This is a genomic window from Bdellovibrionales bacterium (assembly GCA_016714165.1).
In the GTDB taxonomy this organism is placed as follows: Bacteria; Bdellovibrionota; Bdellovibrionia; order Bdellovibrionales; family UBA1609; genus JADJVA01.
Genome location: JADJNU010000002.1, coordinates 358,954 through 382,582 on the forward strand (window position 1 = coordinate 358,954; position 23,629 = coordinate 382,582).

The window sequence follows — 23,629 nt, forward strand, 5'->3', positions numbered from 1 at the left end:
GAATTGAGGCAAGTTCAATTGAGTCTTCATGTTTTTGTCTTAAGACCCTGACAGAAATTCCACCAATTTTTATGAAGAGTTTCTCGATCATCGGGATGAGAAATTTCAATCAAAGCTTTTGCTCGTTCTGAAAGCGTCTTTCCGTAGAGATCCACCCTGCCATATTCCGTAACAATGAAATGAACCAAGGCCCTTGGAGTCACAACACCGGCCCCAACATTGAGATTCGCCACGATCCGAGGAGCCCCATTCTTCGCTCGACTGGTCAGAGCAATAATCGGCTTCCCCCCTTCAGAGAGAGAAGCTCCCAAAATAAAATCCAGTTGACCTCCCGATCCAGAAATGATCCGACTTCCAACTGAATCGGCGCAGACCTGTCCCGTCAAATCGACTTCGACAGCGGAGTTAATTGCGACGACTTTTGGATTGCGAGCAATATTGATTGGATTATTGATATAACCGACATCCAACTGAACCGTCGCCTGATTGTCGTGAACAAAGCGATAAAGCTCTCGCGACCCCATTAAAAAAGAGGAGACGGTCTTTCCCTTGTGCAACTTTTTTCGACTGTTATCTACCACTCCAGCTTGGATCAGCTTCAAAGCCCCGTCTGACCACATTTCGGTATGAATCCCAAGATATCTTCGATTGGAAAGCTGACCCAATACGGCGTCAGGTATCGCCCCAATACCCATTTGCAGAGTTGAGCCATCCTCCACTAAATCCGCCACGTAATTTCCAATCTGTTGCTCGACAGGCGTTGGCAAGATCGGCGCTTCTTCAGGCAATTCATCATCAACCTGAACGGCATAATCGATTTTGCTCACATGAAGAAATCCATCCCCATGCGTTCGAGGCATGTGAGGATTAATCTGAGCGATCACAATTTTGGCTTGCTCTAGAGCAGCTGGAATAATATCGACACTCGTACCCAGAGAGCAATCGCCGTGCTGGTCTGGTGGAGAAACGTGAATAAAGACCACATCAATCTCCACTCTTCTTGACCGTATCAGCTGCGGAATTTCTGATAGCGAACAAGGAAGATAATCAACCTGAGGAGGGCAGAATCGACTGCGCAGGTTAGCTCCCATAAAAAAAGATGAAACCTTGAAACTATCTCTGTACTTTTTATCTGCATAGGGGGACGTCCCGCTTGTATGGAGATGAAAAATCTCGACATTTCTCAGACGGTCGGCTTGCTCCACCATCGCCTCTATCAGGCGTTGAGGAGTTGCTGCAGCCCCTTGAATCAGAACTCGATCTCCAGATCGAACTGCCTGCACTGCTTCCTGGGCGCTCACCCAGTTCACTTTCGAGATCTGAAGGTTCATGCCGCTCACTCCTTCTGATATCAATTCGTTATGACCGACATTTATATCTCATAATCGGTCACGACTCCAGCAGAGCTAGACTCTTCCCTCATGAATTCTTGTGAATCAGCCGATTTAGCGCTTCAGCATTGTTTTCACCCAACACCTTGCAATATTGTTGGTAAAGATTTTTCCAACACTGATTGATTTTTGGTAAGAATTCCAATCCCTTCACCTGCAGGCAGACGACGACTTGACGTCCCGTCTTCTTGCGTCTGAGATATCTCTTTTCCTCCAGCTGCCCTAAGAGGCGCGTAAGAGTTGAACGATCCAAATCCATCAGCTTCGCCAATACCGAAGATGGAGCCGCATGCCCCTCGGATTTTCCCAAAGCCATGAGGAGAAAGGCCTGACTGGGCGACATTTCTAAATCTTTAAAGGCCTCAAAGGCCAAACGATCGATCCTACGATAAAATCGACTCATCGCAAAATAAAGACAGCCCCGAAAGCACTCGTCTAATTTTGATACTTTTGAAAAGGTCCTTGCGATTTTTTTATCATTGCATATACAATTGTATATACAATCATAAAAAAGTCAATAGGACTTTAACAACACTTCTTTAAGGAGCTTCTCTATGGGAAATTTAAAAGTAGCCGTCCTCGGATCTGGAACAGTGGGGGAAATCCTCGCCAATGGCTTCCTGAAATACGGATATGAAGTGATGCGTGGTAGTCGCAACCCCTCGAAATTGAGTGATTGGAAATCAAAGAATTCAAAGAATGCAAAGGTTGGAACTTTTGAAGAGTCTGCCTTATTTGGAGATATCCTTGTTTTAGCAGTAAAAGGTACCGCTGCTGAGCAAGCGATCAAAAGTCTTTCTCCTTCTTCAATCAAAGGCAAAACAATCATTGACGTCACAAATCCAATTGCGGACGTTCCGCCTACCAATGGCGTGCTCAACTTCTTTACCGCTGCCAATAGCTCTCTCATGGAGATACTTCAAAAGGCAGCCCCCCAGGCCAATTTCGTAAAGGCCTTTTCCTGTGTCGGAGGGCCTTTCATGGTGGACCCTTCTTTTCCCGATGGAAAGCCCACCATGTTTATTTGCGGGTCCAACAGTGAGGCCAAAGGCAGAGTTCGAGAAATTCTCACGCAATTTGGCTGGGAAACCGAAGATATGGGTGGCGCTGAGGCCGCGCGCGCGATCGAACCTCTTTGTATTCTTTGGTGTATCCCGGGCTTGTTAAATAACAAGTGGGGACATGCCTTTAAACTTCTGAAAACATGAGTTCTAGTGAGTTTCCAATAACATCAGCAGAAGGAGGGAGACTCCCTCTGCTGAGAGTTCCTCCTATTTAACTGCTTTAGTCAGAGCATTTAATACCTGTGTCCCATCGCAGCTATCAATAAATATTCAGAAGGACCCACAAAGCCGGATGACTCCCTCCTTGTTTTCGGGCATTGTACCCACGGTCTACTTGAATTTTTGAATGGGTTTGGTTCTCATAGAAATGGGACTTATCTTATGCCATTATTGACCACTTTGCTGATCCTTATCATCGTCGCCAGGCTTTTTGGCCAAATCTTTCAGCGATATCAACAACCTTCAATTGTGGGCGAGATGCTGGCTGGCGTTCTGCTTGGCCCCAGCCTTCTGAATCTCATTCATGCAAATGCGGCTCTTGCGGGTATCTCAGAGCTTGCCGTGTTTCTCGTCGTCCTTTCTGCTGGATTGGAAATGAATTTTAAGGATATTGTCAGCGCCCTCACGAGCAAAGGAATCGTGATCGCCATTCTTGGGTTTATTATTCCTCTAACTGCGGGTATGCTTGTTGGCATCGCCTTTCAGCTGACCATTATGAAAACTATTTTTTTGGGGCTATGTATTTCTATCACCGCCCTACCTGTGGCCATCAGAATACTTCAAAATTTTGGCATTCTCGATTCTGATATCGCTCGATACTCCATAGCGACAGCGATATTTAATGACGTGGCTGCTCTTCTGGCTCTGGGCGTGATTCTCAACCTGCCCTCTCAGGGCTCTATGATGGCTGTGGGAATCTCAATTTTTATTATCGGAAGCAAACTCATTTTCCTTGCCGCCTGCATTTTGGGATTCAATTGGTTTATTGAACAATTAGTTGACCGCGGAATCCATATTCACAAGGTTCCAGAGAAAATCGTCGAGATTCTAGGAAATGAAGCTCTTTTTGGAATTGTTGTGCTTTTTGCCCTGGTTTTTGGTTCTCTGAGCGAAATTTTGGGTTTTCATTTTGTCATTGGCGCCTTTTTCGGAGCGCTTTTGATTGATAAGAAGTTCTTTCTTGTATCTCGATATCATGAACTCGAAAGGACCCTTGGATCAATCACAGGTGGATTCCTGGCTCCCGTTTTCTTTGCTTATTTGGGTCTAGAATTCAATGTGAGGGCTATGGATTCGGCTTTATTCGTCGTCGTCGTTTTGATTGTGTCAGTCGTATCAAAGATATTTTCTGGCTGGTTGGGAGGCAAGCTTCTCTCCCTCCCTCAGGCAGATTGTCTTGGCATAGGCGTTATTCTAAATGGACGAGGAGTCATGGAATTGGTCGTCGCCGGAATAGCCTACCAGCGGGGCCTCATTGAGCAGGGGTTGTTTTCTACCTTGGTTCTGATGGGTGTTTTTACTACCATTATCACCCCGCTCATGTTTAGAAAATGGGTATCCCCCTTGCTCCCCAGACGCCTCTACTCAAACAAACCGTCTGTTTAAGACCTTTTTCGATACAGCTAAACCCTATTATCAGTATCCAAGCTACGAAACTTCGACTCAATTCGTAGACGCAACAGGGCTATTCATGATTGTCTTAGAGCTGGACTTAATCTTTCTGAAACGCTTTGGCATACTAATCTCAACTCCAAGGACGTCGCGGCTTTTAAGGCTCCGACAGGGGGTTGACTGATCGTTTTTCTGACTTTTCCAAACTTTGAGAGGAAACACCATGGCCGGTTTCTCCATTCAAGTCCCTCTTCCACGACCGCTCAAATCCGAATCTGAAGTGAATTGTTTCTCATCATCCTGTCACAAATGGATGGGGGTGGCTTTCCAGCGCCCTATCTCGCCCAAAATAGAGTCATCGGATTTTTTTCAAAAACCCAAGAATTGGTTGGCGGCTTCGCCTTGATCACTCAGCCTCCCTATCGAGTGATTTCAAGTCTCCCAGATGAGGCACTCGCAAAAATTTCACATCTTAAATACGAGCACGATTCCCTTTTTGAAATCACTGGATTGTGGCTCGACCCCGGTTACAAAAGTCGCCTGACCAATTTTCTCTTCTACTTAACGATTTACAAAGAAATTAGATTTTTACGAAGACCATACTTTATTTATGCCTATTCCTCCTCGAAGCCAAAATTGGGGGAAATCTATTCCATTGCCCGGCCGGTCACAATATACCAGGGCCCCACTCGCCTTCTACCGGGAATGGCCAAGCCGGATGATGAAATCATCCAGATTGGATCCGTCGATGCACTCAATAAGGCCTGGAGATCAAATCCAGGCTTCTTACTTAATCGCTTGCGTCGCCCTCGTTCCTCCAGTTTTTTCCAAAAACCAATGGATATAGAATTATGACAGAACCTAAACTGACAGATTCAGACTTGTCTTCGAGCTCGAAAAATCAATTTGCTGCGGAGGCAACCGGCCTGCGTGCTGACTCAGCTCTCACCGAAAGCGTTGTTGAAAAGATTTTTAAAGACCGCTCGCACTGCCGCCTAGCCGACATACAAGACGAGCCAGAATTGCTGCGGTTTATGAATATGCAACCAATGCAAACCAAGAACTGGTCTCTTAGTTTTCAACGCGGGAAAGACTACTTCTCCTTTTACCGATTGAGCGGAGGATCATTTTTCCCATTTGTGATGACCAACTCCCAAGGATCCATATGCGGATCATCTGGGCTGATAAGAACCTCGACAGCTGTCAGGGGGAAACCAAGCCTATTGGGATACTTGTGCGATCTGCGCGTGGACCCCCGAGCGCCTGCAAAGCGAAAATCTGACTGGCGATCTATCTATCTTGATCTCATCACTCAGCTTCGCACAACTCAAAATCCAAATGAAAGGTGCGACTATTTTGTAACTTCTGTTTTCGATACGAATCATCGGGCGCTTCAAGTATTGACCAAAAAGTTACCAGGCATTCAATATCTTCCGCTGCAGAAATACAATGCACGAAGCCTACTTTTTCATCCCTGGCCTGGATTCTACAATCGACTGGACCACCACCTACTTACAAAAATCAATCAAAAAATTGATCGGGCCTATCTCGAGGACTGGCAAAAAATGAATGCTGGATCTTTAGGACTCCCTTATCTACCTGATCAAAAGGCCATTGATAAATATTTGGGACATCTCGACAATCACTGGCGCCCCCTCAATCCCTTCCCCACAATTGAGGTGACGGATAAAGTCGGGAACAAGCTTGGCGCCTGCTGGCCATGGCTCGGATCAAGCGTGCGCGCTCCAGTCGTGCAAGGACTCTCACCATTCCTCTCCAGGATGGGCGGATTGCTTCCGCGATTTGGTCGTGCACCAGTCGTCAATGGACAACCAATGTCTCAAATCTACCTGACTCATCTGATGATTCATCCACACCTCCCCAAAGAACAAAAGCACAAGGTGCTTCGAAAACTCGTCCTTGAAACCTACAAACTGGCAGCCAAAGAAAAAGTACACTTGATCACTTGGATCGAAGGGAGATGGCCTGCTGCACCTCATGTCAGACTTCCAGATGGTCTCATTTTTGATCTACCTGCGACCATGTATCAGGTCATCCCCAGCTCTTCGCCTCCGGATTCTCGTCTCTTGTTACCAAAACACACTCCTCTGTATCTCGAAGGAGCGTCATTATGAAAGAATACCTGGGGCAAAGCTGTCCAGAATCACCCATCTTATCTCAAAATTCTGCACCCACAGATTGGTGCGGAAAGTGGTTTGAGGTTGCAAAAAAGCGTGGCGAAAATCATGTTGTCAGCTTTGGACGTGGCATCCCGGATCTCGACCACAATGGGCTTGTGCTTAAAAAGGAATTTTATAACTTTTCACATACCGAAATGGATGGCATCTCGGCAATGAATGTGATTTTAAAAAATCTCGGACAACGCTCAAAGTCCTTTCCGGAAATAAAAAACAAAAAAGCTCCCTCCAGATTAGAAAATATCCACGCTCTTCGAAAGGCCTTAAAAAAGCAATCAGGAGCAAATGCTAACTGGATACCTCCAAACCAACCAATTGGAAATCCTCATGAAACGGCCGTGCTTGGATTCTCCGTCGATGAAACCTCTCGCATTCTTAAGGCCCTCGCCTCAAGAAAAACTAATTTGGATGGTTCTTTATTGAGTTTGCTGGACACTCAAACAAGAGAGCTTTTAAAAAACCCTAGCCAAACTGCAAAGTGGCTATTTCCCATCAATATGCGAGGGGCTTCAATGGCAGCGGACACGATCTGTAACCAGGTTAGCTTTATCACGCTACTAAGTCACCCCCCTTGGTCTTCGCACCAAATCCAAAACCAAATTAAACAGGCCCTGCAAAATTCAGAGCACTGGGCCAACTGGAGTGTCTGTTCGATGGGCAAATATCTGGGTGAGGCTGGCATGAGCTACCTTTCAAAGCGAAGCTCCAAACGAAATTTTTGGATGGGAACATTTTCTAATCTTGGCAGCTGGCAGACAGACGCCTTTTACAAGGAATGGGATTCACGTGAAGTTTGGTTCACCTCTCCTCCCGGATCCTCCAACTATCCAATAGGATTTGTCCATTGTGTTTTTAACGGAAAACTGAGTTTAAGCCTTAAGGTTCACCCATTTACTGGGCGCGACGTATTCTGGGCAAACAATACTCTAGAAGTCATTCGTGAGAAATTGCTTGGCTTCTCAAAAACTGAAGTTTCAATTGAGCCTTAATGTGGATTCGCAAAAACAGAAAGACCGCAGCCCTACCTCTCGTGCACTCCCTCTCATGTTCATGCTCGTCTGCAGTTGCCTGATTTCACCCCCCTGGCAATCTGCACTTGCAGCGGCGGGTTGGGACGATCTACAGATCTCCACCAAATGGTTTTCGACTCTTACCGAATCAAATATTTCCTACGAAGATCTGAATCGGGGCAATTCATTCAAGATTCCATCTCAAATACTTGAATCTCAACTCCGTGAGGACGTTCGCGCTTATTATTTAAATTTTGTGGTTATTCTGCGGCCCACTTTGTCACTTTCTCGAAAGAGCCAAGCTGAGGGCCCAGATCTAACCACGAAAGCAAACAGCACCACCCTAATGAGATGGAATGAAGCTTTCGTGCAGTGGAATCTTTCGGACTCATTTTTCACCGTTTATGGCATTCAAAATTTTCAGTGGGGACCAGCTGAGTCTTTTAATCCAAGCAATGGAATTTTTCGTGAAACGGCTCAGCAGAGGACTTTAACCCACCAATCAAGAGGAAAGCATCTCCTCCGTTTCAATTACTCCTGGACTCCTCAAATTAATACGATATTTTTAGCAGAACTCTCTGACAACAGCGGAGACGCTCCTTTTCTGACTGACGTAGAATTTCGCCATAAGATGCTTCAAAAAACTGAACTCAATTGGAATTCTGGGTCCGACTATGTCGGAATCGTCGTTGGAGGCGAAGACTCCTTGTCTCCCTATTTTGGAGAATACTTTAATTTGTCAATATCTGACGGGCTTAGCCTTTACGGTGATGGCAAACATCAGAGGGGAAGTGAAAGCTGGTATCCAACAGAAGATGCAAACACCTCATTGGTCAGCCTGGAGCAGACTCATCATGGATCTCACGAGTTGCTTTCATCTGGCGTTCTCGGGCTACGTTACGCTTTTGAGAATGGCTCTGATTTGCGCTACGAGATGATCACCTACTCCCCTGGATATAACGAACAAGATCATTTGATCTTTCTCCGAGGACTGCTAGCTTCCTCTGGTAGCCAAATGCAAAGGACCTCGACTTGGATTCATCGTGTCGATGGACTGGGTATGGAATTTCCTGGCCAAAAATTCTCCTATCTATCGTTGAGAGCTCCCGATTTTTTCGGAGTTTCAAACTGGAATTTAATGGCAAGAGCGATAAGATCACACACAGATCTGAGCTATCAGTACTACCTCAGCACAGACTGGACTATGGGACCTGCCGGCACCTGGACTCTGGCTGGGCTATTTTCACCGAGTGCACAAAATAAAGAATTGGGCTCACCTGCTCACACTACTATATATTTTGGCTATGAGCATGTATGGTAGTAACACTGTCCGCGGTGAACACCGCAAAGCCATGAAAACTGAGGCGAGAAAATGATCATGCAAACTGACCCGAAAGCCACACTCAAGGTACCTGAAAAATTCATTGTGACTGTTCGAAATCTCAAAAAATCATATCTCTTAGGAGAAACTAGAGTTCACGCCCTGAACGGTGTAAATTTGCATCTCAGTGCCGGAGCATTTACGGCCCTTATCGGCGCTTCAGGCTCAGGTAAAAGTACTCTTTTGAATATGATTGGCTGTATAGATGACCCTAGCGAGGGGACCGTCCTTATTGATGACATTAATGTACAAAATCTGAATGATACCGAAAAAAGTCGCTTAAGAAATCAAAAAATTGGATTTATATTTCAATCGTTCAATCTTATTCCAGTACTTAATGTTTCCGAAAATGTTGAACTTCCTCTTTTGATCCAACCTCATCTCACTCGAAAGGACCGGGAATATCGAGTTCATCAGGCCATCTCGGACGTTGGCCTAAAGGATTTTGTGCTCCACCGTCCAGACCAACTTTCTGGGGGACAAAGGCAAAGAGTGGCAATCGCTCGTGCTTTAGTTACTCAGCCACGCCTGGTCTTAGCTGATGAGCCCACTGCCAACCTGGATTCCCAAACCTCCCATAAAATCATCGATCTTATGCTTGAACTCAACAGAAAGCACAATGTTACTTTTTTGTTTTCAACTCATGATGAAAAGCTCATGAAGCGAGTGTCCCATATTTTACATATTCAGGACGGTTTAATGACCTTATGATCAAATTCTGGAAACTCGCCTTTTATAACCTCAGGAGAAATCGCCGACGCAATCTGGCTACTATGACTTCCATTTCTTTTGGCCTTATCGGCCTCATGATGTTCGGCGGATACGTCAATCGGACCGACAACTTTTTGCGTGTTTACACTATTTTTGCTCTTAACACCGGTCACGTTGCCATTTATGCTAGAGATGGGCTTGAAAAGTTTCGCTACAAACCTCAAAATTATAGTTTTGACCTCGTCTCTCAAGCTAAGATCGACGCTATACTAAATGGACACAAAGAGAAAATAGACTCTTATTCCAAAATTCTATCGGGCACTGGCCTGGTGGGAAATGGTTGCCAAAGTTTTCCCTTCTACGTATCGTCCATAGAGCCCGCAATTGACCTCAAATTGCGAGCTCATGAGCAAATGCTGAAATGGGCTCCAGAATTAACGAAATTCATTAAAGGACGCGCCCTCGGCGAATACAAGGAGGAGACTTCTCCTTTGTCTATTAGCAAGGGACTTGCCCGACTTTTACACAAACCACTGGTTTTTGATGAGGTTCGCATCGGAGAGAATCAGATAAGAGCTATTGATTGCTCAAGCCCAGAGGCCAAACAACTTATTGAATCGGATTCGAATATTCAGCTTCTGACTGGAACTTGGCAGGGAACGACCTCTGCCTTAGACGGCGAAATTGTATCTCAATTTTCGACAGGATTTTCAGAAACAGATCAGGGGGCCTTAATAGCCCCCCTCAAATACCTCCAGAATCTCTTCGATACGGAACGCATTGGTCACTACTCTGTTTGGCTTCGCAGTCCGAATGAAATTGATTCTGTCATGGCAAGCCTCAAGTCTGAATTCGTAGAAAATGACATATTGGCAGATACCTATCCTTGGTATCACGAAGACCTCAGTCCAACTTACAATGGGGCCATCAGATTTCTCCGAGTCATGATTGCCTTTATTGGAATCGTATTGTCTGCTATTATCACTTTGTCCATTTTGAATTCCTGCACCATGACCGTTACCGAGCGCTCGGCCGAAATCGGAATGATGAGAGCCCTCGGATTTACTCGAAATCGAATTCGCCTTGTTTTTGTTCAAGAGGCCGGACTGGTTGGAGGTCTTGGACTTTTTGGTGGGCTTCTGCTGGGAAGCCTAATTATCGCGTTCATAAACGCGCAAAGGATTCCATTTACGCCCCCTGGAGCTTCCCATGAAATTCCGATGCTTCTCCTTCCTCATTTTGGTTTTACTGTAATTACCTGTGGATTTATTCTTTTTTTAAACTTACTCACGACATGGTTTGTTGTTGGGCAAATTAGTCAAAAGAATATCTCTCATCTGATTATGGGAAATCATGGTTAAGTCATTTTTACTTTTGGAGATTCTATGCGGACAACACAAAGACAACCTCTGTATCTCAGAATCGCATGTGCGTGCACCCTCTTCGCAATATTCCCAATATTCGCTCAGGGCGAGAGCAAATATTCTGCAGAATCTCTATTAAAGGAGTCAGATCGAGCGCGTGGAGCCGCTGATCAAACCGAGGGAATAACATGGAAAGCCCACATCCATACAGAGGACAATGGAAATACTTCTAATATCGACTATCTCATCAAAGTTCGTGGAGACAATGCTATGGCTGAGGCATTGTCGCCTCCACGAAATAAAGGACAGATAACCCTCTTCAATAATCGTAGCGTTTGGTTTTATAAACCGGGTTTAAAAAAACCCGTTTCGGTATCACCACGCCAAAAGTTGTCTGGCCAAGCGGCCAACGGTGACATTGCCTCCACAAATTACGCCCGCGATTATACAGGAAATATTGTGGGAGAAGAAAATCTCGATGGAGTTCAGACTTACAAATTAGAACTGAAAGCCAAGGTAAAGGATGTCACTTATGATCAAATCCTCTACTAGATTTCAAAGGAAAAGCGTTTGGCAATCAAAGCTGAGTTCTTAACAGTGAATGGGACTCCCTTTAAGCGCGCTACCTTCCAATATGAAAACCGTCTTTCGCTGGGTGGAGCATCCTTCCCATTTGTTAGCAAGATGAGCATTGTCGACGTGAATAATGAAAAAAACCTGACGACCCTTTCATATCAGGAACCTAAAGAGGAAAAGCACTCAGTAAATATCTTCAATATTAATAATATCATTAGGTGATGAGAATGAAATGGCCCCAAACTCTTCTCTTAGCATGGAGAAACGTAATTCGACACTGGAGACACTCACTCTCAACCCTCATTGCGATTGCAGGCGGTTTTACTGCGATTTGCCTTTTTGATGGCTTCATGGAGGGAATCAAACAGCAGAGTTTGGAGTCATTTTCAGTTCGATTTATGATGGGCGATATCATTATAGAAAGGCCCGAAACCCAATTTCATCTCACCGACGGCGATTTTTCGTATACCTTGAGCAAAGAAGAGCAGGCCTTTCTCGAAGAATTTTTCCAGCAGGATCCCGATTTTTTAATGCGCTCGCGATTTCTCGGCGTCCTCGGAATGGCCGACAATGGATCAACTCATGCAATTTTTTACGGAAGCGGATATGATTTAGTTGACGGGACAAAAATGCGGGGGCCCATTTGGGATTGGAATACTCTGGCTGGAAAGCCATTGCACCTGTCCAATCCATTCTCTGCCTTGCTCGGGAAGGGACTTGGAAAGCGCCTGGACTGCGAAATGGAAAACCCCGAACCAGATCCACATCCAAATGGGGGGTATGCCCACGAAGACAGACCCTTTCACTGTCACTCAAATAGACTCCAAATTTCGGCCACGACTGAGTCAGGGCAGATCAATGCCTTCGATGTTGAAGTGGCCGGAATTATTGACGTGTCTATTCGCGAGTTAGATTCCAAATACATTAGTTTCTCTCTCGAAACTGCTCAACGACTACTCAACACTGATCGCATCTTACGAACGACCGTAAAACTGAAGGACCCCTCCAGGGTTGGAGCTTTTACTTCACGCTTACGGGAGAATGCTCGGGAAAGAGGATTTAATTTTGATATAATACCCGTGATGGAACATCAGGTGTCAAAAATTACGCGCGACGGCCTCAGGCTCATTTCCTTATTTCGAGGGCTTTTTATGACGATTGTCATTCTGATTAGTATTCTGTCTATTGCTAACACAATGATGAAGGCAGTGACCGAGCGAACCAGAGAAATCGGCACCTTGCGAAGTCTCGGTCTGCTTCCAAACGAAATCCGTAGAATCTTTGCTTGCGAAGGCACATTGATCGCAATCAACTCGAGTCTCCTGGGCTTGGTGTCTACCCTTATTATTTCGACCTTGATCAATGCCAGTCGACTCAGCTACTCCGCTGGCGTGTTGGCAACTCCCTTGCCATTGCGTGTATTTTGGGTACCAGAATCTTGGGGGAGCATCTCCATCTTGCTCATGGGTCTCGCCTTTGTCACAGCTTGGGTGGCCTCAAAAAAGGCAACTTCCAGGATTATTGCCGATAATCTCCGTCATGTGACCTAGAAAAATTCAGTGACAACCACCCCAAATGGCCTACTTACAGGCCTTTTGCAAATCTTGCCCATTTTTTATGGTGCTTTTATCATTGTGATCTCATCTCCGCTCTGCTAGTGTCCCGGATCCAGAGAATGCTAAAGAGGAAATCAAAATTCAATTAGTCACAGTCTACAGGAGGATCTATGCTTCGTCTTATTGTTTTAGCCACAACTTCATTGTTGTCGATCGCCCCACTCGCACAGGCATCTTTTGGCCGAGCACCAACCAAAACTGGAGATTATTGTCTGGACCAGGGCTTTGAAGTTCTAAGAAAAAGATTTGGATCGGATCACGACGTTGCATTCAAGTACACAGTTGGAGGGAGCCCAAGAGTTTCTAATGCCCTTCAATATGCATATACTATTAACGATCTCTGTTCTGGAAATTTTTATCTTACCACTGGTGCTGGAGTTGACGTTCAAAACTGCACAAATGTTCACTATGGACGAGTTCCTCAAAAATTCGTTGGCATTGAAGCTGACGGCCAATGCAAAGAAATTTTGCCAAACTCTGAAGTTGTTGAATAAGATCAACAGTGACAATTTGGTGACATATATTCATCTATAAGTCGAAGTGTGGCACGGAAAAACTGATGATCTCAGGGGTTTGTGCCATACTGGTGACCTGACTATGCCCTAATGAATTCGAACAATAATTAAATATCATTTCTGCCTTTTAACCAGTGTTTCTCATTCCAGCAGAAATACCACTGATAGTCAGAGCGAGAATTCTTTGCGCCCAGGTGTCCTCAGGATTTTCGCGATATATTTTTAGGAAGTGGCACTGCAGAATATTTAAAACATCTACGTAAGGGGTCCTTACGCTGATAGATCTTCGCAAAACGGGATTGTCTTCCAAAAGGCCCTTGTGACCAGTAATTTGAGCCAAGGTCGAAATAGACAGTCGATAGGCTTCAATTATCTCAAGAGTTAGATCTTGATTCTTCTGACTCACGAGAGTGTCAGAATAGCGTTTAAAGACAGTAATATCAACTTTGGCTAAAACCATTTCAAACAAATCCATCGTTGCCCTGAAAAACGGCCATTCTTTGTACATTAGCCTGAGTTGACGAAGCTCACCTCTTGCTATCGAAGCACCTAACGCATCCCCAAGTCCAAACCAGGAAGGCAATAGTCCGCGATTCTGAGTCCAGGAATAAATCCAGGGAATAGCCCTTAACGACTCAAGGCTAACATCGGCCTTTCTCCGATCTGGACGGCTCCCAATTTTATAGAGTGCTAATTCCCGAATCGGAGTGACCTCCGAAAAATAGGAAACAAACCGTTCATTATCATAAATGAAACTCCTAAAGGAGCGACTTGAGTCTTCAGCAAGTCGATCCATGATTGAATACCAGATCTTTTTTTCCTTGGGAGGCCTGGACACGGCAGCTTCAAGAACTCCGGACACATAAAGATCCAGCGTACGCTCGGCAATTCCTGGAAGTCCAAATTTTGCGTGAACCGTTTCTCCTTGTTCTGTTACCCGCAAGCGTTCATTTCCACTTCCCCGTGGAAGCGCCAACAGAGCCAAGTGAATAGGGCCACCACCTCGACCAATGCTACCGCCTCGCCCATGAAAGAACTCAAAACGGACCCTCTTCTGGTGAGCCAATTCTTCTAACTCTGTCTGAATTTGATGAAGAAGCCAAGCCGAAGCCAAACGCCCAGATCGCTTCGCTGAATCCGAATAGCCAAGCATTACCATTTGGCAATTGCCCACATGTTTCCGATAGAAAGAAAGATCGAGAAGCGATTCTAAGATTCTCCGACCATTTTTTAGGGCCTCGGGAGTTTCAAATAGAGGTACTACTGGAAAAGACCTCTTCAGCTTTGCCATTTTTAGCAAGACAAAAACTTCCAGTAAATCAGAAGGCTCTTCGGTCATTGAAATCACATAAGATCGGAAGCAGTCGTCAGGAAAATCATTGATGAGACCACAAGTGTCCATTACTTCTCGTCCCAATGCCGACCACTCCGGAGGTCTCTCAATTATTTTCTCTTCATTCAAAATATCCAGGAGGACTTTTTGCCTTTCTTGCTCATTCAAATCGCAATAATTCCTTTTAAAAAGATTGAAAACCAGTTCCGCAATCACCTCTTCATGCACATCAGAGGATTGACGTATATCCAAACTCAAAAGGGCCACTCCAAATATCTCTAAGCGGCGAATCAGATCAAGGGTCCTTCCCTGCGCCAGATCATTCGCTCCAATAAAAACTAGACTTCGGTACACGACTTTCAAAGGCTCAATTATTTCGCTCTTTCCTATTAAATTACCTTGCGAACCTTCCAGGCTATTCAAATTTTCCTGAGCCACTTGTTTTGATTTTTCGATATCATGACTGAGTTTATCAAGGAGGATCCTATAGGGTTCAGCAGGTTCTCCACCCCCAACTAAATTTAATAGTTCAGCAGAGGCACTTTTAAAAGACATCTCCTTGAGAAGCCATTCAACTTCGCTCAAAATCAATTGATAGCCAACAGACATTCCCTTGTAAAGTACCTGTCTTGTTACTTGAGCCGTCACATAGGGATTGCCATCTCGATCACCCCCAACCCAAGAAGAAAAGCGTATTGGCGTGGCATTTAAACTGATTTCTTCTTTCAAGTATCTCAGGGCCGAGTCATTCAATCGCCGATAAAAACGAGGAACCGCATCCCAAAGCACTTCTTCGACAATGGAAAATCCACTGAGGGACTCCGCAAAAGGAGTGGGTCCGGCTTTCTGAACAATTTCCGTCAAACACAGGGCACGAATATTCCTGTCTATGGATTTCTTGGCCTGTTCTTTCTCCCATCTGGTCGCATCTCTCCGGTCCAGAATTGCCAAATTCTGTGTCACGTGCTTATAACGGCGAATGGCAGACTGGCGCATCGATTCGGTCGGATGAGACGTCAGGACGAGATCTACCTCCATTTGATTTAATTTCTCGACAACTTGAGAAATCAAATTTGGTTTCAAGTTCTTTAAAAAAGCCTCCACACTGCCCTTTTGCGGAACTCTGGAATGTGTCTCATAATAGAGACGACGCCGAGTTCTATGGTGCTGTTCCGCCGCATTTGCGAGGCGAAGGAACTCTGTAAAAGACCTCGCAATATTGAAAGACTTTTCAGATCCTGACAACCTGAGAAATTTTTCGATATTTCCGAGTGATTTACGACTTCCTCGTCTCAAATCCTTTGCCCAACGGCGAACAACTTCGACATCTTGGAGGAATTGTGGAGAATAAGTTTCGGCCAATACCTTGCCCAATCGAGAGCCCAAATCTTTAATATTAGATCTCAGGGCCTGTGCGCTATAGGTTCCTGATCTAGCCACCTTCTGCTACTTCCTTGCCAGCCTTCAGTTCCTTGTATCTAAAACAGCTTGTCAAATGATCGTTAACCATTCCAACCGCCTGCATGTGCGCATAAAGAATGGTTGAACCGACAAACTTAAAACCTCGCTTCTTGAGGTCTTTGCTCCAGAGATCAGATATTTCAGTTTTGGCAGGAAGATCCCCCAAATTTCTTCGGCGATTATGAATGGGCTTTCCTTTAACAAAAGTCCATTGATAACTCGAGAACGAACCAAATTCCCTTTGAACGTCTAAAAAACATTGAGCGTTTGTTATGGCAGATGCGATCTTCAATCTATTTCTAACTATCTCTGCATTCTTGAGAAGCTTCTGAACCTCTCTTGTTCGGTACCTAGCCACAACTTCAGGATCAAAATCCGCAAAGGCCCTTCTATATCCCTCACGCTTACGCAAGATGGTCAACCAGGATAAGCCCGCCTGTGCCCCTTCCAAAATCAAAAACTCAAATAGTTTTCTATCATCATAAACAGGAACTCCCCACTCGATATCGTGATATTTGACGTAGAGAGGATCCTGGCCACACCACCCACAGCGTTTCATCAAATCATTCCTTTCAAACAGGTCGCCACTGTAGATGGAATATGTCCAAATACCGATGAAATCCCGTCTCTGCGAACTCTGCAAATCCGGTTAGCGATATGTTTATAAACCATATGTCGTAAAATATGGTCAATACAGGATTCTGATATTTCTCTTGTCAGATGAACCAGATTTGGCTAGGTTTTCGATCTTCCTGCTTCCTGCGCCCGTAGCTCAGTTGGATAGAGCGTTAGCCTCCGAAGCTAAAGGTCAGAGATTCGAGTTCTCTCGGGCGCGCCATCTCCCTCCGCCTCGCCAAACAAAAGGGGAGAATGGGGGTTTCTAGTGCTTAACTCTTGGATAATGTTAAACAGTTAGACAAGATTTTTTTCTAACTACCTGAAACTACATCTTTGAAGTTCGGTTCGAAGTTTGCTTATCAGATTAGTAACACATCCTGTTTAATCATCTTACGAAAATTTATAATTACTTAGGACGAGTCGAATGCCTCACTTATGCCAATGGATGGGAACAGTTGCAATTGTGATTGCTTTGAATCAGCATCGGTTCGCCTTAGCGGAGAATAATCCCGTGGTAGAGGTCCCTTCTTCTCGAAGCTCAGATATAGCCGCCCAGTCGGGTGATCTGGAGAAGGAGGACGGAGAAACCCTCCTGCTGGAACTCGCAGAAACAGAAAACCTGGAAAGAGAACTCAAAGATAGTGTAGCTGAAGAAACGATTAAAAAGGTCATAGACAGAAACCCTGCGTGGTTTAGCCTTCCCCCAGCAAATAGCGAAAACGCCGGCCGAAGCCGCCATCAGGATGGTGACGTCGATGAAGAATTAAACGCGTTTTACAGAGGTCGAGAACTACTTGCGACTCCTGTACCCAAACTGTCGACCGAAGAACTGGGTGGCAAATCTTCGCCAAGCCTGCCAGGCTCATCTCAAATGACCCAAGATAAAACGACTAAAAGTCGTAAATTTATTACGATTACCTTCAAGTAACGGTATTAGTATTGGTATTGGTATTGGTATTGGTAATAGTATTGGTAATAGCAATAAATCTAGGCGCTCAAAGTCAAACAAGCTCAGGAGCGCTGAGCTCCTGTCCTTCTTTGTATCTCGCGCATTTCATCATCAAGAAAATATGCAGCGTTCTCTCCGAACTTGCGAACACGTTCGATAACCACCCGAGCCTGATCGTATCTTCCATTTGCCATAAGCATATTCACATACGCTCTGGTCACCTTAATCTGAATGACTCCCGGCTTTGATTCAAGAATATGATCAAAATATGTGACTGCCATTTCAACTTTACTTGTTAAGGCCAAGACTTTGGCATACTCGAATAGAATCTCGCTCTCTCTTCCTCCAGACTTTACGTAATCGGCGAACGTCAAAGCCGCGTCACTCCACCTTCCTAACTTGGATTGAACGATTGCCAAGGCCGATGTGTATTTAATCTCCTTTGAGTTATGGAGATGCAACTTTGACAGCGTCGTTGCAACGCAATTCAATTCAGCTCGCCTTTCACAAATCTCTGCTTTTCGCTCCAGATCTGCAATCTGTGCTGTGCCCGCTAGCTCTTTTCCCTTTAAAAAGGCTATTTCAACTGCGTACGAATCCCATTGTATGACATGGATCACTCCCAAAACCAACAACACAGCTGCAGCGACAAGTCCAGTGGCCGTTCTCGAATCACGCTGAGATTCTGCGTGGGCTGACCTTAAAGAACTTGTCCAACCACACTCACAAACCGCCATTTGCAAAAAGATCCGATCCCTCGTGATTGTTCTTCCACAAATTGGACAGCTGAGCTGTTTTAAGTTCGACTGGTGATTCTTATTTGTGCCACGATCCATTGTACAATTCCCTTCAATATGTTTCAAATTGAGACAGGTTGGATCTCATCATATATCCATGCTATGAGAACATACCGCAAGATTTATGCCCACCAAACTCGGGACCATCCCTCCAAGTTCGCTGAAAACTGTTAAGTGTATGGCAACGTTCAGAATCTTAACACTTTCTGGAGCAAAGTAGTAACAGGAGCAAAGTAGTTACCCGTGTCCGCCTTAAGGCCCTTTTCTCCTCAGACACGACTGAAGCATCATTCCTCTCCGGGCACGCGCGCTTTTCGAAACCCTTCTCCCTCTTCTATAACTTCGCTATTGTCCGCAAAGGGATCCTGTCGCTGAGAAACAGGCAAAGGCTTTTGTGGCGAGCTCTGCTGTGGCAAAGTCGCCGGTGGTGCTGTCTTTTGTGGTGCTGTCTTTTGTGGTACTGTCCTTTGTAGTGCTGACTTTTGTGGTACTGCCTTTTCACCTTGGGGTTCAGTTTGGCCGCGCATTTTATCTTTCAGCAATCGTTCCTTCACATCGATGACAAAATCTTTAATGCCTTCGTCCACTTCAACTTGGGCCACCATGGCGCCATCGATAGCTTGGCGATCGTTTACAATTTCGTAGGCGTCAGAAGCGCGAATGTCTCCTCTTTCCACAGCTTTTGCGATTTCAACGTCCATGATTTGCATGCCGTCCTTTTTTCCAACGAGCATTGAATTTTCGATTTGAAATGTTTTTCCCTCACGAATGAGATTGGCAACAGCCTCATTATTAACCAAGATGTCCTGAAAACACTTAAGTTTTGTTTTATCAAAATTCAGAACAAGTTTCTGAGAGACCACCAACCGCAAAGTTTCTGCGAGAACGGTGCGAATCTCCGTCTGTTCACCTACTGCAAAACTATTGATAATTCGATCAATCGTCTTTGCTGCAGAGTTGGTATGAAGTGTTGACAAGACCAGGTGCCCGGTCTCGGCCGCATGTATTGCTGCCATCATCGTTTCCTGATCACGCATCTCTCCAACAAGTATGACATCGGGGTCCTCCCGCATTGCAGCCCTAAGAGCTGTTCCAAAAGCAACAAAATCGTGTCCCAATGCCCTTTGATTAACCAAACACTTTTTGCTCTCGTGGATATATTCAATAGGATCCTCAATCGTTACAATATGGCCCTTCTGGTGTTCGTTTATGTAATCAATCATTGCCGCTAAAGTCGTTGACTTCCCAGACCCGGTCGGTCCAGTGAGCAGAATCAATCCATTGTAATAGGAACATGCCTTTTTCAATACTTGAGGCATTCGCAGTTCATCCAGAGTTGGAGGCTTTAAGGGCAACAATCTTAAAACAAAGGCCATTCCGTGACGCTGATGAAAGAGGTGGGCACGAAAGACTCCAATTCCGGGAGACTGAAACGAAAAATCGACGTTCTTTTTTTGCTCGAATTCTATCCGCTGGCGTTCATTGAGAATTGGATAAACTAAATTCTTAACCTCTTCGGGCTTGAAGGGAGGAATATCGATCTTCTCCATCTGGCCTCGAACCCGAATCATAGGTGGATTATTTGCGGAGACGTGAAGATCAGAACCTCCATTGCGCATTAAGCACTTGAGAAGACTAAGAAAAAGTCTTCCTGCTCGGGGAGAGGTATTCTGGTTGATTGAGGATTCCATCCAAGTGTATTTCGGACTATTGACTTAACTTATCGAGAGAGTTGAAAAAATCTGGCCTTATATTTGAGTGAGGGTTCAATAACATTTGGGTCAGGCCAACTGTCGCTTATTTTTTTCAAGCTGTTCTCAATTTGAGATCGTCCCAATTTAGGATTCTCGCTGTAGAAAATCTGGGATTCTTCCTGACTGAGATTGGGCAGTTTGAAAATATCACCTAAAATTAGCAGCTTCCCCCAATTTTCTGTCGAAATATGCCGATAATACTGCGATGAGCAATGGACTGAGAAATTTTATTCCAAGGGCCCCAAGATATGTGCTACGCCCCAGCGACGAGCGCTTTCTGCGATTTGCGCATCATGATGATCGGAGTAATTCCTACGCAACCAGATTTTTAAATCTTTCTGAAACTGGCCTCGCCTTTGTGATCGATCGCGATACGGCACCACAAATCGGTGATATTATCAAAATTGAGTTCCCCGTTCCAGGTGATGGACAAGTCGCTTGGTTTGCTCGCGTCATTCGAATTGAAGAATATGTCGCCGAAAAAAGTTGGCATCGACGTCTCGACCAGAGTCTAGATGACTACGTTGTTGTTGGGGTCAGATTTCACGATCTCCCCATGGGGCATCAAAATGCAATTCGCGCCGGACTCAACCATAAATTCAATGCAATACTAAGGGAACGTTACCGAGAAAATTTCTATCAATTTAGCAGCTTTTTGGCCGCTCACTTCTGGAAGAGCGTGATCTACCTGGCCCTGGCTATCACAACTTTTCTCATTCTCTATTTTTTCTCGCTTCCCAGCGCAAATTATGATCAAGATCATGGAGCTCCCTGGGGGCAGCGCTTTCCCTCTCTCAATTTTTTTTCTGAGAAGAAAGGGAATGATTAACTCGTTCCCTGTCAATTCCGCTGTCAAGAATCAAGGGGACCTCATCACTTGAACTGATGTTTTGCCGCAAGTTTTGCTTCGGCTACCCAGCCCAGATAAGTTCCGCGGTCGATCGAACGAGCGCCTAAAACTTTCATATGAGGAGTGACAGTTTGAATATCCATCCAATGCATACCTTGCGCTTTTAGACTCTCAATAAGACCTAATAAACAGATTTTTGATGCGTTGTCCTGAGTGTGAAACATGCTTTCTGCACTGAATACACCACCAACGCAGACCCCATATAACCCACCAATCAGGCTCCCTTGATCCCAACATTCAATGCTGTGAGCGAACCCCATCTTGTGAAATTTCAAGTAAGCATCTACCATCTGAGGGACAATCCAGGTTCCCACCTGGCCGGGCCGGTAGGTATCGGCACAAGATTCTATGACTCGTAAAAAATCTTGATTTACCGTCACCTTCCAAGAACATCGTCGCAGATGTTTGGCCAGCGACCTTGGTATATGCAATTCATCGAAAACCAAAATTCCACGCTGAGGTGGACAAAACCAAAGAATCGGGTCGCTCTCTGAGTGCGGCCAGGGAAAAATGCCGAAACTGTAGGCCTCAAAGAGAAGTTCAGGAGTCACCTCATTGGTCACGGCCACGACTCCCTCGGCCAGGGCGTGACGGGGATCCAAAAAAAATTCCCGACGTTCTTTATAGAGGTTCAATGCTTTAGGCAATTGTCACACCTGCCACAGGACGATACCCCCTTCAATCCAAAATGCCGGTAAATGATTGCTAGCCTGCATTGGTCGCTTTGACTAAATTGGACCATCGACAGCAAAGCTTTTTGCAAAGATCGCAACCGCTTTTCGTGGAGCGCCATATCCATGAGCTCATCAGGCGGGTCCCCATGAATTTGGTAGGTTCTCAGATCACGGTTTTCCCACTCCAGCACACCCCACCTTTCAAGTAAATTCAGAGTCGTTTCAACTCGAAAATCTCGACTGTTATAAAAGTTCATTTGTTGCCGAAGATAATCCGCTCCCTCTGCCACGACCTCGTTTCGCCTTATTGACAAAAGGTTCAAAACGCTCCGAATGAATCCGGGATCCGGAGTTGTCCATTTGATAAAGTCAGATTGAATACTCACATCATCTTGGTCAAACAAAAGGTGCGCCCACGACGGCTGACCATCTCGGCCCGCGCGCCCGATTTCCTGATAATAAGACTCCAAAGAGCCCGGAAGTTCGCCGTGAATGATAAGCCGAATATTAGCCTTGTCCACCCCTAACCCAAAAGCTGGGGTCGCCAACATCAAGCCATCTTCAGAACGGAGAAACATATCCTGATTTCTGCGTCTCACATCATCAGGCAACTGGCCGTGATAACGAAAGAGAGAAAATCCCATTCGCCGCAGCTCCTGGCTCACTTTTTCGAGCGTAGAAACCAAAGAGAAGTAAACGACCCCTGGACCTCGTATTTGGTGCCTGAGCCCCACAATATTTCTTATCTTCTCATCAAGGCCAACAACCCCTTGCACGCTGATCTGAAGATTGTCCCTTTCAATACCTGAGATAAACTCAACGGCGTCTTCCCCGAGTCGAAGTTCACGACGGATATCATGGCGAATTTCGGGTGTTGCCGTTGCAGTCAACGCCACCGTTGGAGGAGCTCCCAACTCCATTCTGATATCGCCCAGCCGCGAATAATCTGGACGAAAATCGCTTCCCCACTGAGAAATACAATGGGCCTCATCCACAACCAATAGCGATATCCTGTTTTTTTCCAATGCTTGGCGAAACTCGAGTTTTCGAAAACGCTCAGGAGTTACGTAAAGGATCTTAAAACTGCATTGAGCCAATTGATTGTAGGCTCGTTCTCTCTCCAATTTACCGAGCGAAGAATTTATGTAGCCGGCCGCAATTCCGCGCCTCTTCAACGCATCAACCTGATCTTTCATGAGAGCAATGAGAGGAGAAAAAACAAGGGTCAGGCCCGGAAGAATCTGACTTGGAAGCTGATAGCAAAGCGATTTTCCGGCCCCTGTCGACATGACAACCAGAGCGGACCCGCCGGCAGCCAAACATTCCACCACTTCGGCCTGACCCGGCCGAAATTCAGAGTGTCCAAAAAGACGTCTCAGAACGTCAACGTGCGATTCAAGCTTCCTGGTCATGAAGTCTCTTTCCTCAACTGAAAAAAATAAAAAACAAATATTCGTTAATAATATCAAATATTTCCATCAAATCAGTTTCCGCAATTAAAATAGCATGCGAACGTCCAACTCGGGTCCATCTTTGAGATGATGTTCCTTCTGCACATAATACGGCATTTTATCATCTCTTTTTGCTCTTTGGTAAACTTCATGCTAACTATCTGCCCCGCTGGATTTTCTAATTAGCTGATCGAATTTATTGACTAATTGACTTTCCGCGATATTGGCAAAACTTTCGATCAATT

22 protein-coding genes and 1 tRNA gene are annotated in these 23,629 nt (G+C 45.2%); 15 read left to right on the forward strand and 8 right to left on the reverse strand.

From position 1 onward, the window contains the following. Positions 1–26 precede the first annotated feature (26 nt). The gene (locus tag IPJ71_12920; GenBank protein ID MBK7844572.1) at positions 27–1,331 is read right to left on the reverse strand and encodes an acetyl-CoA hydrolase/transferase family protein; all 1,305 of its coding nucleotides are present in this window, start codon (positions 1,329–1,331) and stop codon (positions 27–29) included. 88 nt (positions 1,332–1,419) lie between these two features. Further along, positions 1,420–1,794 carry a MarR family transcriptional regulator gene (locus IPJ71_12925; GenBank protein ID MBK7844573.1) on the reverse strand — a complete coding sequence of 125 codons (375 nt, stop codon included), beginning with the start codon at positions 1,792–1,794 and terminating at the stop codon, positions 1,420–1,422. A gap of 151 nt (positions 1,795–1,945) precedes the next feature. On the opposite strand from IPJ71_12925, the gene IPJ71_12930 reads away from it, so the two are divergent. The 12 genes from IPJ71_12930 (at position 1,946) to IPJ71_12985 (ending at position 13,416) form a co-directional block, all read left to right on the forward strand. Beyond that, positions 1,946–2,599: an NAD(P)-binding domain-containing protein gene (locus IPJ71_12930; GenBank protein MBK7844574.1), complete on the forward strand. Its 654-nt coding sequence runs from the start codon at positions 1,946–1,948 to the stop codon at positions 2,597–2,599. A 237-nt stretch (positions 2,600–2,836) separates the two neighbouring features. Continuing rightward, positions 2,837–4,060 (forward strand): cation:proton antiporter, encoded by a 1,224-nt coding sequence (locus IPJ71_12935; protein ID MBK7844575.1) that lies wholly within the window; start codon positions 2,837–2,839, stop codon positions 4,058–4,060. Between the two features lie 291 nt (positions 4,061–4,351). Further along, positions 4,352–4,921 carry a hypothetical protein gene (locus IPJ71_12940; protein MBK7844576.1) on the forward strand — a complete coding sequence of 190 codons (570 nt, stop codon included), beginning with the start codon at positions 4,352–4,354 and terminating at the stop codon, positions 4,919–4,921. Next, a complete protein-coding gene (locus IPJ71_12945; GenBank protein MBK7844577.1) occupies positions 4,918–6,201 on the forward strand; it encodes a hypothetical protein in 1,284 nt (427 codons plus the stop codon). The genes IPJ71_12940 and IPJ71_12945 overlap by 4 nt, the downstream gene beginning before the upstream one ends. Next, entirely contained in the window at positions 6,198–7,253 is a 1,056-nt protein-coding gene (locus tag IPJ71_12950) for a hypothetical protein (protein ID MBK7844578.1), read from the forward strand. The genes IPJ71_12945 and IPJ71_12950 overlap by 4 nt, the downstream gene beginning before the upstream one ends. Position 7,254: 1 nt before the next feature. Beyond that, positions 7,255–8,595, forward strand: a complete 1,341-nt coding sequence (locus IPJ71_12955; protein MBK7844579.1) for a hypothetical protein — start codon at positions 7,255–7,257, stop codon at positions 8,593–8,595. 57 nt (positions 8,596–8,652) lie between these two features. Beyond that, positions 8,653–9,366, forward strand: coding sequence for an ABC transporter ATP-binding protein (locus tag IPJ71_12960; GenBank protein MBK7844580.1), 714 nt, complete (start codon positions 8,653–8,655; stop codon positions 9,364–9,366). A 62-nt stretch (positions 9,367–9,428) separates the two neighbouring features. Next, positions 9,429–10,727, forward strand: coding sequence for an ABC transporter permease (locus IPJ71_12965; protein MBK7844581.1), 1,299 nt, complete (start codon positions 9,429–9,431; stop codon positions 10,725–10,727). A gap of 24 nt (positions 10,728–10,751) precedes the next feature. Further along, complete coding sequence (locus IPJ71_12970) at positions 10,752–11,282, forward strand: outer membrane lipoprotein-sorting protein (protein ID MBK7844582.1); 531 nt, start codon at positions 10,752–10,754, stop codon at positions 11,280–11,282. Positions 11,283–11,300: 18 nt separating this feature from the next. After that, entirely contained in the window at positions 11,301–11,528 is a 228-nt protein-coding gene (locus IPJ71_12975) for a hypothetical protein (protein MBK7844583.1), read from the forward strand. Between the two features lie 5 nt (positions 11,529–11,533). Then, on the forward strand, positions 11,534–12,856 hold the full coding sequence (locus IPJ71_12980; GenBank protein MBK7844584.1) for an FtsX-like permease family protein: 1,323 nt from the start codon (positions 11,534–11,536) through the stop codon (positions 12,854–12,856). A gap of 176 nt (positions 12,857–13,032) precedes the next feature. Then, positions 13,033–13,416, forward strand: a complete 384-nt coding sequence (locus IPJ71_12985) for a hypothetical protein (GenBank protein MBK7844585.1) — start codon at positions 13,033–13,035, stop codon at positions 13,414–13,416. Positions 13,417–13,564: 148 nt separating this feature from the next. Here the strand turns inward: IPJ71_12985 and ppc are convergent, their stop codons facing one another. Both ppc and IPJ71_12995 read right to left on the reverse strand, forming a co-directional pair. Beyond that, the gene (ppc, locus tag IPJ71_12990; GenBank protein MBK7844586.1) at positions 13,565–16,210 is read right to left on the reverse strand and encodes a phosphoenolpyruvate carboxylase; all 2,646 of its coding nucleotides are present in this window, start codon (positions 16,208–16,210) and stop codon (positions 13,565–13,567) included. Continuing rightward, positions 16,203–16,790 (reverse strand): DNA-3-methyladenine glycosylase I, encoded by a 588-nt coding sequence (locus IPJ71_12995; protein ID MBK7844587.1) that lies wholly within the window; start codon positions 16,788–16,790, stop codon positions 16,203–16,205. Before IPJ71_12995 ends, ppc begins: the two co-directional genes overlap by 8 nt. Positions 16,791–16,992: 202 nt before the next feature. Here IPJ71_12995 and IPJ71_13000 point away from each other — a divergent pair. Beyond that, a tRNA-Arg gene (locus IPJ71_13000) sits at positions 16,993–17,069 on the forward strand. A gap of 204 nt (positions 17,070–17,273) precedes the next feature. Then, on the forward strand, positions 17,274–17,777 hold the full coding sequence (locus IPJ71_13005; protein MBK7844588.1) for a hypothetical protein: 504 nt from the start codon (positions 17,274–17,276) through the stop codon (positions 17,775–17,777). A gap of 83 nt (positions 17,778–17,860) precedes the next feature. On the opposite strand, the gene IPJ71_13010 is transcribed toward IPJ71_13005, so the two are convergent. Next, the gene (locus tag IPJ71_13010; GenBank protein MBK7844589.1) at positions 17,861–18,634 is read right to left on the reverse strand and encodes a hypothetical protein; all 774 of its coding nucleotides are present in this window, start codon (positions 18,632–18,634) and stop codon (positions 17,861–17,863) included. A 248-nt stretch (positions 18,635–18,882) separates the two neighbouring features. Next, complete coding sequence (locus IPJ71_13015; GenBank protein ID MBK7844590.1) at positions 18,883–20,286, reverse strand: type IV pilus twitching motility protein PilT; 1,404 nt, start codon at positions 20,284–20,286, stop codon at positions 18,883–18,885. 268 nt (positions 20,287–20,554) lie between these two features. Between IPJ71_13015 and IPJ71_13020 the strand changes: the two genes are divergently transcribed. Beyond that, on the forward strand, positions 20,555–21,178 hold the full coding sequence (locus IPJ71_13020) for a PilZ domain-containing protein (protein ID MBK7844591.1): 624 nt from the start codon (positions 20,555–20,557) through the stop codon (positions 21,176–21,178). A gap of 44 nt (positions 21,179–21,222) precedes the next feature. Here IPJ71_13020 and IPJ71_13025 read toward each other — a convergent pair whose 3' ends face one another. Then, positions 21,223–21,906 carry a leucyl/phenylalanyl-tRNA--protein transferase gene (locus IPJ71_13025; protein MBK7844592.1) on the reverse strand — a complete coding sequence of 228 codons (684 nt, stop codon included), beginning with the start codon at positions 21,904–21,906 and terminating at the stop codon, positions 21,223–21,225. Beyond that, positions 21,891–23,345, reverse strand: a complete 1,455-nt coding sequence (locus IPJ71_13030; protein ID MBK7844593.1) for an ATP-dependent DNA helicase RecQ — start codon at positions 23,343–23,345, stop codon at positions 21,891–21,893. Before IPJ71_13030 ends, IPJ71_13025 begins: the two co-directional genes overlap by 16 nt. Positions 23,346–23,629: the final 284 nt, after the last annotated feature.